This window comes from Aquaspirillum sp. LM1, from assembly GCF_002002905.1.
In the GTDB taxonomy this organism is placed as follows: domain Bacteria; phylum Pseudomonadota; class Gammaproteobacteria; order Burkholderiales; family Aquaspirillaceae; genus Rivihabitans.
On record NZ_CP019509.1, the window covers coordinates 892,795 to 904,949 of the forward strand.

13 protein-coding genes and 2 riboswitches are annotated in these 12,155 nt (G+C 62.9%); of the genes, 3 read left to right on the forward strand and 10 right to left on the reverse strand.

Annotated features, from left to right (window positions below):
• Positions 1 to 39: 39 nt before the first annotated feature.
• The 3 genes from gcvH to BXU06_RS03945 form a co-directional block, all read right to left on the reverse strand.
• The gene (gcvH, locus tag BXU06_RS03935; RefSeq protein WP_077297028.1) at positions 40 to 426 is read right to left on the reverse strand and encodes a glycine cleavage system protein GcvH; all 387 of its coding nucleotides are present in this window, start codon (positions 424 to 426) and stop codon (positions 40 to 42) included.
• A gap of 83 nt (positions 427 to 509) precedes the next feature.
• A complete protein-coding gene (gene gcvT / locus BXU06_RS03940) occupies positions 510 to 1,601 on the reverse strand; it encodes a glycine cleavage system aminomethyltransferase GcvT (RefSeq protein ID WP_077297030.1) in 1,092 nt (363 codons plus the stop codon).
• A gap of 35 nt (positions 1,602 to 1,636) precedes the next feature.
• A riboswitch (glycine riboswitch) is annotated at positions 1,637 to 1,755 on the reverse strand.
• Positions 1,756 to 1,770: 15 nt separating this feature from the next.
• A riboswitch (glycine riboswitch) is annotated at positions 1,771 to 1,864 on the reverse strand.
• A gap of 254 nt (positions 1,865 to 2,118) precedes the next feature.
• The gene (locus BXU06_RS03945) at positions 2,119 to 2,715 is read right to left on the reverse strand and encodes a hypothetical protein (protein WP_077297032.1); all 597 of its coding nucleotides are present in this window, start codon (positions 2,713 to 2,715) and stop codon (positions 2,119 to 2,121) included.
• Positions 2,716 to 2,964: 249 nt separating this feature from the next.
• Between BXU06_RS03945 and BXU06_RS03950 the strand changes: the two genes are divergently transcribed.
• Positions 2,965 to 4,191, forward strand: coding sequence for an IS4 family transposase (locus BXU06_RS03950; protein ID WP_171982106.1), 1,227 nt, complete (start codon positions 2,965 to 2,967; stop codon positions 4,189 to 4,191).
• Positions 4,192 to 4,212: 21 nt separating this feature from the next.
• On the opposite strand, the gene BXU06_RS03955 is transcribed toward BXU06_RS03950, so the two are convergent.
• Positions 4,213 to 4,749 carry a MarR family winged helix-turn-helix transcriptional regulator gene (locus BXU06_RS03955; RefSeq protein ID WP_077297035.1) on the reverse strand — a complete coding sequence of 179 codons (537 nt, stop codon included), beginning with the start codon at positions 4,747 to 4,749 and terminating at the stop codon, positions 4,213 to 4,215.
• Positions 4,750 to 4,831: 82 nt separating this feature from the next.
• On the opposite strand from BXU06_RS03955, the gene BXU06_RS03960 reads away from it, so the two are divergent.
• Positions 4,832 to 5,707 carry an EamA family transporter gene (locus BXU06_RS03960; protein ID WP_077297037.1) on the forward strand — a complete coding sequence of 292 codons (876 nt, stop codon included), beginning with the start codon at positions 4,832 to 4,834 and terminating at the stop codon, positions 5,705 to 5,707.
• Positions 5,708 to 5,716: 9 nt separating this feature from the next.
• On the opposite strand, the gene rarD is transcribed toward BXU06_RS03960, so the two are convergent.
• The 6 genes from rarD to BXU06_RS03990 all read right to left on the reverse strand — a co-directional run bounded on the left by rarD (position 5,717) and on the right by BXU06_RS03990 (position 10,825).
• The gene (rarD, locus tag BXU06_RS03965; RefSeq protein WP_077297039.1) at positions 5,717 to 6,613 is read right to left on the reverse strand and encodes an EamA family transporter RarD; all 897 of its coding nucleotides are present in this window, start codon (positions 6,611 to 6,613) and stop codon (positions 5,717 to 5,719) included.
• 177 nt (positions 6,614 to 6,790) lie between these two features.
• On the reverse strand, positions 6,791 to 7,279 hold the full coding sequence (locus BXU06_RS03970) for a CinA family protein (protein WP_077297041.1): 489 nt from the start codon (positions 7,277 to 7,279) through the stop codon (positions 6,791 to 6,793).
• Positions 7,276 to 8,952 carry a glucose-6-phosphate isomerase gene (pgi, locus tag BXU06_RS03975; protein ID WP_077297043.1) on the reverse strand — a complete coding sequence of 559 codons (1,677 nt, stop codon included), beginning with the start codon at positions 8,950 to 8,952 and terminating at the stop codon, positions 7,276 to 7,278. Before pgi ends, BXU06_RS03970 begins: the two co-directional genes overlap by 4 nt.
• Before the next feature lie 228 nt (positions 8,953 to 9,180).
• The gene (locus BXU06_RS03980) at positions 9,181 to 9,975 is read right to left on the reverse strand and encodes an alpha/beta fold hydrolase (protein ID WP_077297045.1); all 795 of its coding nucleotides are present in this window, start codon (positions 9,973 to 9,975) and stop codon (positions 9,181 to 9,183) included.
• Between the two features lie 134 nt (positions 9,976 to 10,109).
• On the reverse strand, positions 10,110 to 10,385 hold the full coding sequence (locus tag BXU06_RS03985) for a barstar family protein (protein ID WP_077297046.1): 276 nt from the start codon (positions 10,383 to 10,385) through the stop codon (positions 10,110 to 10,112).
• Positions 10,376 to 10,825: a ribonuclease domain-containing protein gene (locus BXU06_RS03990; RefSeq protein ID WP_077297048.1), complete on the reverse strand. Its 450-nt coding sequence runs from the start codon at positions 10,823 to 10,825 to the stop codon at positions 10,376 to 10,378. Before BXU06_RS03990 ends, BXU06_RS03985 begins: the two co-directional genes overlap by 10 nt.
• Before the next feature lie 365 nt (positions 10,826 to 11,190).
• Between BXU06_RS03990 and BXU06_RS03995 the strand changes: the two genes are divergently transcribed.
• Positions 11,191 to 12,063 carry an HDOD domain-containing protein gene (locus BXU06_RS03995; RefSeq protein ID WP_077297050.1) on the forward strand — a complete coding sequence of 291 codons (873 nt, stop codon included), beginning with the start codon at positions 11,191 to 11,193 and terminating at the stop codon, positions 12,061 to 12,063.
• Positions 12,064 to 12,155: the final 92 nt, after the last annotated feature.

Consider the following 12,155-nt stretch of genomic DNA (forward strand, 5'->3'; position numbering starts at 1 on the left):
GCCGCCGCCCTGCCGTCCGGCAGGGGGCGGGCAGGGCGATCAGCCGCCGATGGCTTGGGTGTAGCCGGCTGCGTCAAGCATGCTGTCCAGCTGGGCCGGGTTGCTCAGTTGCAGACGGAACATCCAGCCTTCACCGTAGGTGTCGCTGTTAACCAGTTCCGGATTGAGGCTCAGCGATTCGTTGATCTGGGTCACCACGCCATCCAGCGGGCTATAGATGTCGGAGGCGGCCTTGACCGACTCCACCACGCCAGCGCTGGCACCGGTGGACAGTTCGCTGCCCACTGTCGGCAGTTCAACAAACACCACATCACCCAGGGCTTCCTGGGCGTGGTCGGTAATGCCCACGGTGACCTGACCATCGGCGTCAACGCGCACCCATTCGTGGCTGTCGTTATACTTCAGGTCGTTGAGAATCAGGCTCATGAATTACTCCTTGGCAAATCAGTTCAGATGGGGTGACCCGGAACGCGGCGCGCACACGCCTCGCTCTCGTGATGATAAATGAATCAGGCGTAAACCTGCTTGCCATTGCGCACAAATGGCAGCTTGACCACACGCACGGTGGTGGATGTGCCACGCAGGTCCACCTGCACGCTGTCGCCAGTGCTGGCCGGCACGCGGGCAATGGCAATCGACAGCTTGAGGGTGGGCGAGAAGGTGCCGCTGGTAATCACGCCAGCACTGCCATCGGCGGCAGTGACGGCCATGCCTTCGCGCAGCACGCCACGGCTTTCCAGCACCAGGCCCACCTGCTGCATGGCCGGGCCGGCGGCGCGTTCGGCTTCCAGCGCGGCGCGGCCAATAAAATCGCGGCTGGCCGGCTCCCAGGCAATGGTCCAGCCCATGCCGGCGGCCAGCGGGCTGATGGTTTCGTCCATGTCGTGGCCATACAGATTCATCCCGGCTTCCAGACGCAGGGTGTCGCGCGCGCCCAGGCCGGTGGGGGCGACGCCAGCGGCCAGCAGCTCGCGCCAGAAGGCCGGCGCGTCGGCGTCGGGCAGCATGATTTCCAGGCCGTCTTCGCCGGTGTAGCCGGTGCGGGCGATAAACCAGTCACCGACCGGCACGCCCTGAAACACTTTCAGCGACTGGATCAGCTCGGCCAGTTGCGGGCGGGCGGCGGCGGTCTTGGCGCGGGCGTTCGGCCCCTGGATGGCCAGCATGGAAAGATCGTCGCGCACGGTCAGCTCAACGGCAAAGCCGGCGGTTTGCGCTTGCATCCAGGCCAGGTCTTTGGCGCGGGTGGCGGCGTTGACCACCACGCGGTAGCCCCAGTCGGTGAGGTAGACAATCAGGTCGTCGATCACGCCGCCTTGCGGGTTGAGCATGCCGGCGTACAGTGCCTTGCCGACAAAACCCAGCTTGTCCACATCGTTGGCGATCAGCTTTTGCAGATAGGCTTTGGCGTCAGCGCCAGTGAGGTCCACCACGGTCATGTGCGACACGTCGAACATGCCGGCGTCGCTGCGCACGGTTTCATGTTCTTTCAGCTGCGAGCCGTAATGAATGGGCAACGCCCAGCCGGCAAAATCAACAATCTTGCCGCCAGCGGCGACGTGTTCGGCGTAAAGCGGGGTGTGCAGGGCGGTATCGGCCATGGTTCAGGGTCCTAGCGGGGTGTATGGGCAGCAAGCAACACCCCTCTGTCCTGATTACCTGAGATTTTCCGGCACGGGCGGCGCAGTGCCGCCGCAGGATGCCGTTAGCCCCTTCGGTGTCCGGCCCAAGCCGGCGCTCTCCAGAGTTGGTCGGCCCGTGACACGGGCCGGATACCATACAGTCCTTTAGCCTGAGCGATTGCGGGTGCGCTTGCGCCTTCGGCGGCGGCCTGATTGCGGCCACTCTCTCCTGCATGGTGCCCGGATTATCGTCACTGTTTGCCGGGATGGCAAGGCGAATGTGCAGGAAGAATGTGCGGATGCCCCTGCATGGCGGGCTGCCGGTCCGGATCGATTTTCACCCGTTCAGCCCTGGCGCTTGATCGGACAGGACAAGGGGGATTCAATGTCGATTTGCATGGTGAGCGCCAAACTGCATGGGGGTCAGCCAGCCGGCTGGCCGAGCGGCTTCAATCAAGGCTGGCACGACTGACTGCGCCAGCCTCGCAGGCAGGCATCAGGCACGGCGGTAATAGGCTTTTTCTTCCAGGGAAATGTCTCTGATCGTGGGTGCCGGCTTATGGTAGTCGTAGTAGGAAGCCACTGCCTGGCTACCCAGCGCGGTGGCAACAGCATTACGGGCCATTGCCCGGTATTCGTGCTGGCTCAGGCCCTGACCTGCCCGGTTAATGGCGTCCAGATCGATGCCGCCATGGCTATATATGGAGCCATCTTTGTACACTACGGCCAGAATCTCACCAGCAGGACTGCGAAAAATACTGTCAGCTTCCCGGCTAAAAAATTTTTCAAGCGCCGCTGGTGAATGGTGTTCTTTCAAGACTTTTTCATTATGTGCGTCCAACTCTTTAAGCAGCTTGTCCATTTTCAGAAAAGCGGCTTGCTCTTCCTCGGTTGGCTTGGGTAAGAGCATATAGCGGATATTATTATGTGTGGTATTAGCCAAGGCCGGATCGAAAGTAAAGGAAAATCCGGCATTCGGTGATTCGTTGTAGAATTTATCCAATTCAGCCTTGGCCGCCAATTGCTCCGGGCTGCCGACGTAGTTGGGGTTGCTGGGGTAACTGGATAAGAGGGATCCAATGTCGATTTGCATGGTGAGCTCCAAACTGCATGGTGGTCAGCCAGCCAGCTGGCCGAGCGGCTTCAATCAAGGCTGGCACGACTGACTGCGCCAGCCTCGCAGGCCACTGCCGCGAAATTAGCTAAAAATCATACACCGTGCAACCTTCCCTTACGGTAGAATAGCGCACACAACCCATTGATCAGTATGTAAAAATGACAAAAAAACCGCCCCTCTCAATACTCCAGTTCAATCCATAAAATTCACACCCTCATCACGTCCGTGGACTTCATTGCCCGACATCGCCAGGCTGCTCGCGACTTTACCCGCCGCGCCGTTTTCACCTTCGAGCGTGTCGTCGGCGTCTTGCTCGTCAATCTGATGCGCTCGCTGCAAGTCGAGCTTGATCAGTTCTTCTCCCGGATTTCCTTGCCCTTGGGCCGTCGCGCTCATGACGATGCTTTCCGCATGGCGCGCAAGAAGTTGCGTTGGCAAGCCTTTGTCGAACTTAACCAGGCGGTTCTGGCAGACCTCCATCCCGCACCAGATTGGCACGGCTTGCGTGTGGTTGCCTGCGATGGCACCACGCTTTATCTGCCCACCACACACCCTGACACCATCAGCAGCGGCCCAGATGGATTCAACTGCTACCACTCGCAGGGCGGCATCTACAGTCTTGCCCGCGCCAGCGCCTTGTGTGAAACCAGTTCAGGTCTGATTCTGCACGCCAGTCTGGCTGCCGACACCCGTGACGAACGCAGCATGTTGGCCGAACAGTTTGAGCATCTGCGCCCTGACGATTTGTTGGTGTTGGATCGCGGGTATCCGGCTTATTGGCTGTTTGCCTTGTTGCTGGCGCGCCAGCAACATTTCTGCATTCGTCTGCCACAGAGTTTTTCGCCACAGGTTCAGGCTTTTGTGGCGTCTGGTCAGGCTTGTGCTGTCATCAGGATGCAGCCTGGCCACGGGCAGCGCCAGGATTTTGTCCAGCACCAGCTGCCGATGGATGCATTCTCGGTGCGCCTGGTGCGTGTTCCGCTCAAAACAGGCCAGATTGAAATTCTGGCCACGTCGCTGCTGGATGCGTCACGCTGGCCCGCAGTAGACTTTGCAGCGCTGTATCAGCAACGCTGGCGCATCGAAGAGGCGTTCCGGCATCTCAAATGTCGCTTGCAACTGGAGCAGTTTGGCGGGGAGACGCCACAGGCGATTCGTCAGGAGTTCCACGCCTCAATCCTGTTGCACAATCTGGCCATCATTGCTGCGCAGGATGTGTTGGCGGAACAGGAGCTGGATGCGGCCACGCTGGTGCCAAACCTGACTCATGCCACACATCTGGTGCGTTTGTATCTGCCTCAGTTGCTGGAAGACCCGGCATCAATCGATAGGATTGGGCCGGCCTTGTTTGCTGGAATTGCTGGGCAGATCAGCAAACGACGGCCTGGCAAGCCCGCACCGCCACGTAAGCCGAACCGGAAGAAACCACGCCGTCACCGGGCTTATAAATGACGGCAGGGTCATGCGATGTGGCTATTTTCGCGGCAGTGCCCTGCCGCCCTCGCCCTCCAGCCCCACCATCCACTTCCCCAACAGCCGATCCAACAGCGCCAGTTCCTCCGCCTCCAGCCCGGCGGTCAGCCGGTGCAGGTTGTCCACATGCTCACCCACGGCGCTATCAATCAGGGCTAAGCCATCTGCACTGAGTTGCACCAGCACGCTGCGGGCGTCGTCGGGGTTGATCTGGCGCTGGATCAGGCCGCGTTTTTCCAGTTGTTGCAGTTGCCGGGTCATGGTGCCGGAGGTGAGCATCAGCGAGGAAAACAGCACGGTGGGGGCCAGGCGGTAGGGTTCTCCGCTGCGGCGCAGGGTGGCCAGCAGGTCAAATTCCCAGCTGCTCAGGCCGTGTTGGGCAAACACGGCGTCCAGGCGTTTTTGCATGTGGGCGGCGCAGCGCTTGAGTCGGCCTACCGGGCCCATTGGGCTGACGTCCAGGTCGGTGCGCTGCTGCTGCCATTGCTGCAGGATGACGCTGACGGCGTCGTGTGCCGGGGGTGGGGTGGGGGGCATGGGGTCGGTCCTGGTTAATTAGCTTGAATTCAAGATAAAAACCGGATAGCCTGTCATTATCTTCAATCCAAGACAAATTACCATGACTCTCGCCTTTCCCGCCAGCCTGCGCGATACCTTGCTGACGGCGCTGGCCCCGTTGATCTGGGGGTCTACCTATTGGGTGACCAGCCAGTGGCTGCCACCGGATCGGCCTTTTACCGCTGCGCTGCTGCGGGTGTTGCCCGCCGGGCTGTTGTTGCTGGGCTGGACGCGGTGCTGGCCGGCGCGCGCCAGCTGGGGGCGTTTGCTTGGGGTGTCGGTGCTGAATATTGGCGTGTTTCAGGCCCTGCTGTTTGTAGCAGCGTACCGGCTGCCGGGCGGGGTGGCGGCCATTCTGGGGGCGACTCAGCCCTTGATGGTGCTGGGCTGGGTGTGGCTGCTGGAGCAGCGTCGGCCCCGCTGGCCGGTGGCGCTGGCGGCGTGGCTGGGGGTGGGCGGCATGGCCACATTGCTGTATGCGCCGGGAACGGCATGGGATGGCGTGGGGGTGGCCGCTGCCGCCGGGGGCGCAGCGGCAATGGCCTTGGGCTGTTACCTCACCCAGCGCTGGCAGGGGGTGGGGCTGCCGGTGCTGGCGCTCACCGGCTGGCAACTGACGCTGGGCGGGCTGTGCCTGCTGCCGCTGGCCTGGCGGCTGGAGCCGGCGCTGCCGCCGCTCAGTGTGGGCCAGGGGCTGGCGTATGGGTATTTGTCGCTGTGCGGCGCGCTGCTGGCGTATGCGCTGTGGTTTCGCGGCATACGCCGGCTGCCGGCGGTGGCGGTGTCGTCGCTGGGCTTGCTCAGCCCGCTGTGCGCCGCGCTGCTGGGCGCATACTGGCTGGGACAAACCCTGCACGGCTGGGCCTTGCTTGGCTGGCTTATCACGCTGGGCAGTGTGCTGGCGGTGCAACTGGCCAGCCGGGGCACACGCCGGTAGTGGCGCACGCTAGCGCCTGGTTTTCCAGTACGCCAGCAGGCCGTGGCCGGAATACAGCGCCAGCGCGGCCCAGATCAGGCCAAATCCGATGGCGCGCACCGCGCCAAATGGCTCGTGGTACAGCCACACGCCCAGCAGCAGCTGCATGGTTGGCCCGACATACTGGATCAGGCCGAGGGTGGCCAGGGTCAGCCGGCGCGCGCCGCTGGCAAACAGCAGCAGCGGCACGGCAGTCACCACGCCGGCCCCCATCAGCAGCCCATCGCTGAGCCCGCTGCCGTGGCCAAATGCGCCCGCGCCCTGCCAGTGCAAGACCAGCAGCGCCAGCAGGGCAAAGGGGGTAATCAGATAGGTTTCCAGCGCCAGGCCTTCCAGCGAGGGCAGCGGCGCGCGCTTGCGCAGCAGGCCATAGACGCCAAACGAGCCGGCCAGGCTCAGCGCCACCCACGGCACGCTGCCCAGCGACAGCGTCAGCCAGCCTACCCCCAGCGTGGCCAAGCCCACGGCGCTGGCTTGCACCGGGGTCAGCCGCTCGCCCAGAAACACCCGGCCCAGCAGCACATTCACCAGCGGGTTGATGAAATAACCCAGACTGGCTTCCACTACCCGGTTTTCATTCACTGCCCAGATATAAATCAGCCAGTTGGTGGACAACAGTAAGGACGACAGGGCGAATACCCGCAAGCGCGCCGGCTGGCGCAGGCTGTCGCCCAGCCAGGCCCAGTTGCGCTGAATCAGCAGGATGCCGGTAACAAACACGGCGGACCAGACAATCCGGTGACACAAAATCTGCAGTGCCGGCACATGTGCCAGCGGTTTCCAGTACAGCGGGAACAAGCCCCAGATAAAAAAGGCAGCAACGGCGTACAGCACGCCGCGACGGGTTTCCTGATTCGACATCGACATGGTAAGGATGGGCCTGAACGGAGGGCCAGCCCGGCTTGTGGCCAGGTGGCGCGGGGGGAGAATTGCTGATGGTAGCGCCTGGGCGGGGAAAACTTCAATGGCCAGTGTGGCTGGCGGGTGGCGTGTTGCCCCGCCGGGGGGATGTGCCGGCGGCGGGGCGATCAAGCGTCGGGCGGGTCAAGCCTGGCCCAACGCCTGCAGCAGGTGTTGCAGGGCGGTTTCGACGGTTTGTTCACGCACTTGGTCGCGGCCACCGGCAAACACCTGGCTAAAGGTATCCACGCCGTGTGGGCCGGCCAGGCCAAACCACACCAGGCCCACCGGTTTGTCGCGGCTGCCACCGCCAGGGCCGGCAATACCGCTGACGGCAATGGCCCAGTCGGCGTGGCTGTGCAGGCGTGCGCCGGCGGCCATTTCGCCCACGGTGTCGGCACTGACCGCACCGTGACGGGCCAGGGTGTTGGCGCTGACGCCGAGCATCTGCTGTTTGGCGTCATTGGCGTAGCTGACCCAGCCAAAACCAAACCAGTCCGAACTGCCGGGAATGGCGGTCAGTGTGCCGGCAATCAGGCCGCCAGTACACGATTCGGCGGTGGCCACCTGCTGTTGGCGCTGACGCAAGGCGTCGCCCAATTGGGCGGCCAGATGACGGGCGGTAGGGGTCATGGCTGGGGCTCCGGAAGAGTAGAAGCGGCGGTGGCGCGCTGGCGGTAGTGGGCAATCAGCGCATTGGTCGAGGCGTCGTGCGCCAGCGGCTGGGCGGGGTCGGCCAGCTCGGGCTGGATTTGCCGGGCCAGTTGCTTGCCGTATTCCACGCCCCATTGATCGAAAGAATTGATGCCCCAGATCACGCCTTGCACAAACACCTTGTGTTCGTACATGGCCAGCAGCATGCCCAGGGTGTGCGGGGTGATGGCGTCCAGCGCCAGCGTGGTGGATGGCTGGTTGCCGGGAAACAGTTTTTGCGGCAGCAGCAGGTCGATGCTGTCGCCATCCAGCCCGGCCAGTTCGGCCAGCACTTCGGCTTCGGTCTTGCCGCGCATCAGCGCCTCGGTCTGGGCAAAGCAGTTGGCCACCAATGCCTGATGGTGGTGGTCAATCGGGTAATGGCTGCGCATTGGCACAATAAAATCACACGGCACCAGCCGGGTGCCCTGGTGCAGCAGCTGGAAGAACGCATGCTGGCTGTTCACCCCCACCTCGCCCCAGATCACCGGGCCGGTGTCAAAGTCCAGCGTTTCGCCATAGCGGCCCACCCGCTTGCCGTTGGATTCCATGTCCAGCTGTTGCAAATACGCCGGCAGCCGGCCCAGGCCCTGGTCGTAGGGCATAATGGCGTGGGTGTGGGCGCGGTAAAAGGTGTTGTACCACACCCCCAGCAGGGCGAGGATCACCGGGATGTTCTGGGCAAACGGCGCTTCCAGAAAATGCGCGTCCATCTGCCGGGCGCCGGCCAGAAAATCTTCAAATGCCTCTGGGCCGATGGCCAGCATCACCGACAGGCCAATCGCCGACCACACCGAATAGCGCCCGCCCACCCAGTCCCAGAACTCGAACATATTGGCCGGGTCGATGCCAAAGGCGCGCACCCGCTCGGTCTGGCTGGAAATGGCCACAAAATGCCGGGCGACATCGGCCTGGCTGGCCACCTGCAGCAGCCAGGCGCGCGCGGCTTCGGCGTTCATCAGCGTTTCTGGCGTGGTAAACGATTTTGACGCCACAATAAACAAGGTGGTGGCCGGATCCAGCCCTTCCAGGGTTTGCGCCAGATGCTGGCCGTCCAGATTGGACACAAAGCGCACGTCCAGCGGGCCGGCAAACGGGCGCAGCGCCTGGCATACCAGCATCGGCCCCAGGTCGGAGCCGCCAATGCCCAGGTTCACCACGGTGCGAATGGGCTGGCCATCAAAGCCCCGCCAGTCGCCACTGCGTACCTGACGGGCAAACGCCGCCATGCGCGCGCGCACCGCCAGCACCAGCCCCATCACCGGCTGGCCTGCTACGTCAAACTCATCCTCGGCCTGGCCGCGCAGCGCCATATGCAGCACGGCGCGCTGTTCGCTGACATTGATCCGCTCGCCGGCACGCATGCGCTGACGCCAGTCGCCCAGCCGGGCGGCGTTGGCCAGTTCAAACAGCAATTCCAGCGTGCGTTCGGTGATGCGGTGCTTGGAATAGTCCATCAGCAAGGGCCCCAGGCTGAGGGAAAACCGGGCAAACCGTTCCGGATCGGCGGCAAACAGTTCGCGCATGTGCATGTGCCGGGTGGCGCGCTGGTGCTGGTGCAGCTTGGCCCAGATCGAGGTGTGGTTCAGGTCGTAGTGTCGGGGCTGGGTCATACTTGGGTGTCGTCAGGCAAAATGGGCCGGGCGGCCTGCCCGGCAAGATTAAGGTTGGTTCACACAACGCGCCTGGCATTGTTGTGCCGCCTTGCCGTGTTTTTTGTTGTGTGAGCCGCTCCAAATACAGCGCCACAGCCGCACTGCATGGGCGCTGCTGCAGCGCAATGTACCCAGCATAAGCGCTTTCTGGCAATTATTAAAGCCGCGCCCCGGCCCATGCCCGCGTCAGGCGGTGCCCAGCAGGCCATCCAGCACGGTTTTGAGCTGGGCGGCGGTGCTGTCTGGCTGTTCCAGCGGAAACAGATGCCGGCCCGGATGCTCCAGCATGGTCAGGCCAAAGCGGCGCTGGATAAAGCGCAGATCCGCCGGGGTGATGACATCGCTGCGCGCGCTGGCAATATACGCCCCCGGCACCCGCAACGATCCGGCGGGTCGGGCAAAGCTGTGCGGCAGGGTGGCAAAAATCTGGCCTTCTATCTGCGGCTGAAAGCGCAAATGCACGCCCTGCGGCCCTGGCGTGGTGCCAAACTCAACATAATCATGCAGCGCCTCGGGGTCGAATTCGGCAAACAGTGCCTTGCCGGTAAAGTGGCGCACCGCGCTGGCGGCGTCTGGCCAGTGCGCGCGGCGGCGAAACGCCGCACCCGCCGGGGTGATGCGATGGGTCTGGCCCAGGCGCTTGCCCAGCCAGATCATCCGGCTGCGCCACGGGTTGAAGATGGGCGCGTCCAGCAACACCACCGCCCGAAACGCCTGTGGCCGGCGCAGGGCAGCCAGCAGGGTGATGACCCCGCCCAGCGAATGCCCAACGCCAATCACCGGCTGGCCATAGCGGGTATCCAGGGTGTGCAGGGTTTCTTCCACCAGATGCGGCCAGCTGTCGGTCACCGGAAAACGCGGGTCGTGGCCAATCATATCCAGATAGCCAATGGTGTAGCGGTCGCTCAGGGCGGCAAACAGCTTGCGGTAAACCGGCGCAGGAAAGCCGTTGGCGTGGGAAAAATGCAGAATGTCGCGCATGGATCACCTGTCAGACGTGGGGGGGATGGCCCGGAAAGGGTAAACAACCGTTTGAATACACCGCAGTGTAATACAAAATCACATTCCGTCACCCATCCACCCGGCTTGCCTGCGTCAGACAGGCCATTGCACGCTCAGGACAGCCCGATCCACACCTTGAAATCGTCCCGCTCGCTGGCCACGGCATGCAGCACGGCAGTCAGCGACTCAAATGCCTCTTCGCCCATGTCGTTACGGGCGCTGATGGCGTTGTGCCAGAACAGCTCCACCGGGCCGGGCACGTCGTTCAGCGCGTCTTCCAGCGCATCCAGGTTGTGGCCAAAATGCGCCGGCAGCGCCAGCCCCTGGCTGATCTGGGCATAAAAGGTTTTCAGGGAATCAATACGCGATAATTCACACTTTACTGGCATGCTGGAACCTCAACAAAGGATTGATAGTGATCGGTGGTGACAAAACGGCGCTGGGCAGAAAACACCAGCCGTTTGGCGTTGCGCTTGCTGCCCCGATAGTCCAGGTCGGCTTCGGTCCAGCGGTCGGCAGGCAGGCGGCGTTCACGGTTGGCAAACCGGTCGCCCCCCATGCGCTTGCCCTTGAGCGCGTCAATCTGGTTGAATGGCGTGCCGGGGGTCCAGCCGGCGGCGCGGGCGGCCTGCTTGCTGACATAACGGTCAGCCGGCAGCTCGCCACTGCGATTAAGCGCCAACAGGGTGTCGGCCAGGATGCGCACATCCTGGATGGGATCAGCCAATTTGGCATTCACTGCGCGCACCGCATCCAGGCAGCTTGGCGGGGCGGCGTGGGCGGGCAGCAGCAAAAAAGCAGACAATAACAGCAAGAGTGCGCGGCGCATGGGCAAAAAACCGTCTAAAGTAAAACGGCCATCGTAAAAGGTTCTCGCTGCGCCAGCAACGCATGACAAGGGTTTCATGATGCACATCAAACGCTTGGTTAAATCTTCCGCTATGGTGCTTGCAGTGTAAACGTGAGCTGTGGCACGCTTGGACGCCTTGATATCTCGACATATCGACGCTGTTGGCCATGATGAAGCAGGCCGCCCTGGGCTGACCAGCCAGATGCCCCTGATTCTCCGGGCTTGCCAATCCGCTGCGCACGCTGGCACCTGTTGCGTCCAGCCAGGTCAGCACACCCGAATTTCATCATGGCGCGGCCAAAAATACTTGCCATCTGCGTGGCATAAAACGCAGGGAGAAACACATGTCCCACCCCATTCCGGATATTCCAGACGCCCCCACCGAAAATACCGCCCTGGTGCTACCGCCGTGCCCGGCGGTGCTGGCTGGTTTGTTTGAAGCCATTCAGCGTGACCACGATCTGCGCGAAGTCGCCTCGCTGATTGCCGCCGACCCGGCCATCTGCGGTGCCGTGTTGCGCACCGCCAACAGCGCGGCAGAAGGCATCCACACCTCGTTCCGCGACCCGCTGCAAGCAGTCACCAAGCTGGGCGTGCGCCGTGTGCTGGGCATTGCCTGCGCCATTGCCGCACCGGGTGCGTTTCCGCTGCCGCCACAGGTGGCCGAACGCTTCTGGCGGCTGTCGCGCACCATGGCCGAAGCCGCCCGCCAGGTGGCCAAGCGGATTCCCGGCCCTGCCGAAGAAGACGCCTACCTGTATGGCCTGTTCCGCGACTGCGGTGTGCCGCTGCTGATGCTGCACTATCCGGACTACGAACAAACCGTGCAGGACGCGCTGGCGGAAAACCTGCCCTCCACCAAGCTGGAATACTTCCGCTATGGCACCCACCACGCCATGGTGGGCGGCCTGATTACCCGCCACTGGAAAATGCCCGACGATCTGGTGCTGGCCATCCGCCATCAGCACGACGCCACCCTGTTTGGCGACAATACCGGCTCAGTGGCCCCGTCAATCCGCACCCTGGCCGCCATGGGCTTTTTTGCCTCGTCAGCCGCCCGCCATGCACTGGGCGAGCTGGAAGACCCGGAATGGGTATGGTGCGGTCGCCAGGCGGCTGCCTACCTGGGCTACCAGAGCAAGGAAGCGGTGGAAATGGTCTGGGATATTGCCGAATCGGTGCGGGAAGTGCTGGGCCGGCAAAGCCTGCCAGACTGATTGTGCTGCCCGTTCGCTACCCGAGCGCCAGCCGATAAAAAAACCGCCTGCCCTGGGCGGTTTTTTATTTTACCCTGACCCAAGCCCAGTAC

Bases quoted from the DNA above. Each gene is read 5' to 3' on its own strand.
- gcvT (WP_077297030.1), bottom strand. From the start codon at position 1,601: ATGGCCGATACCGCCCTGCACACCCCGCTTTACGCCGAACACGTCGCC.
- BXU06_RS03995 (WP_077297050.1), top strand. From the start codon at position 11,191: ATGTCCCACCCCATTCCGGATATTCCAGACGCCCCCACCGAAAATACC.
- BXU06_RS03945 (WP_077297032.1), bottom strand. From the start codon at position 2,715: ATGCAAATCGACATTGGATCCCTCTTATCCAGTTACCCCAGCAACCCC.
- BXU06_RS03980 (WP_077297045.1), bottom strand. From the start codon at position 9,975: ATGCGCGACATTCTGCATTTTTCCCACGCCAACGGCTTTCCTGCGCCG.
- BXU06_RS03955 (WP_077297035.1), bottom strand. From the start codon at position 4,749: ATGCCCCCCACCCCACCCCCGGCACACGACGCCGTCAGCGTCATCCTG.
- BXU06_RS03960 (WP_077297037.1), top strand. From the start codon at position 4,832: ATGACTCTCGCCTTTCCCGCCAGCCTGCGCGATACCTTGCTGACGGCG.
- BXU06_RS03990 (WP_077297048.1), bottom strand. From the start codon at position 10,825: ATGCGCCGCGCACTCTTGCTGTTATTGTCTGCTTTTTTGCTGCTGCCC.
- rarD (WP_077297039.1), bottom strand. From the start codon at position 6,613: ATGTCGATGTCGAATCAGGAAACCCGTCGCGGCGTGCTGTACGCCGTT.
- BXU06_RS03970 (WP_077297041.1), bottom strand. From the start codon at position 7,279: ATGACCCCTACCGCCCGTCATCTGGCCGCCCAATTGGGCGACGCCTTG.
- gcvH (WP_077297028.1), bottom strand. From the start codon at position 426: ATGAGCCTGATTCTCAACGACCTGAAGTATAACGACAGCCACGAATGG.
- BXU06_RS03985 (WP_077297046.1), bottom strand. From the start codon at position 10,385: ATGCCAGTAAAGTGTGAATTATCGCGTATTGATTCCCTGAAAACCTTT.
- pgi (WP_077297043.1), bottom strand. From the start codon at position 8,952: ATGACCCAGCCCCGACACTACGACCTGAACCACACCTCGATCTGGGCC.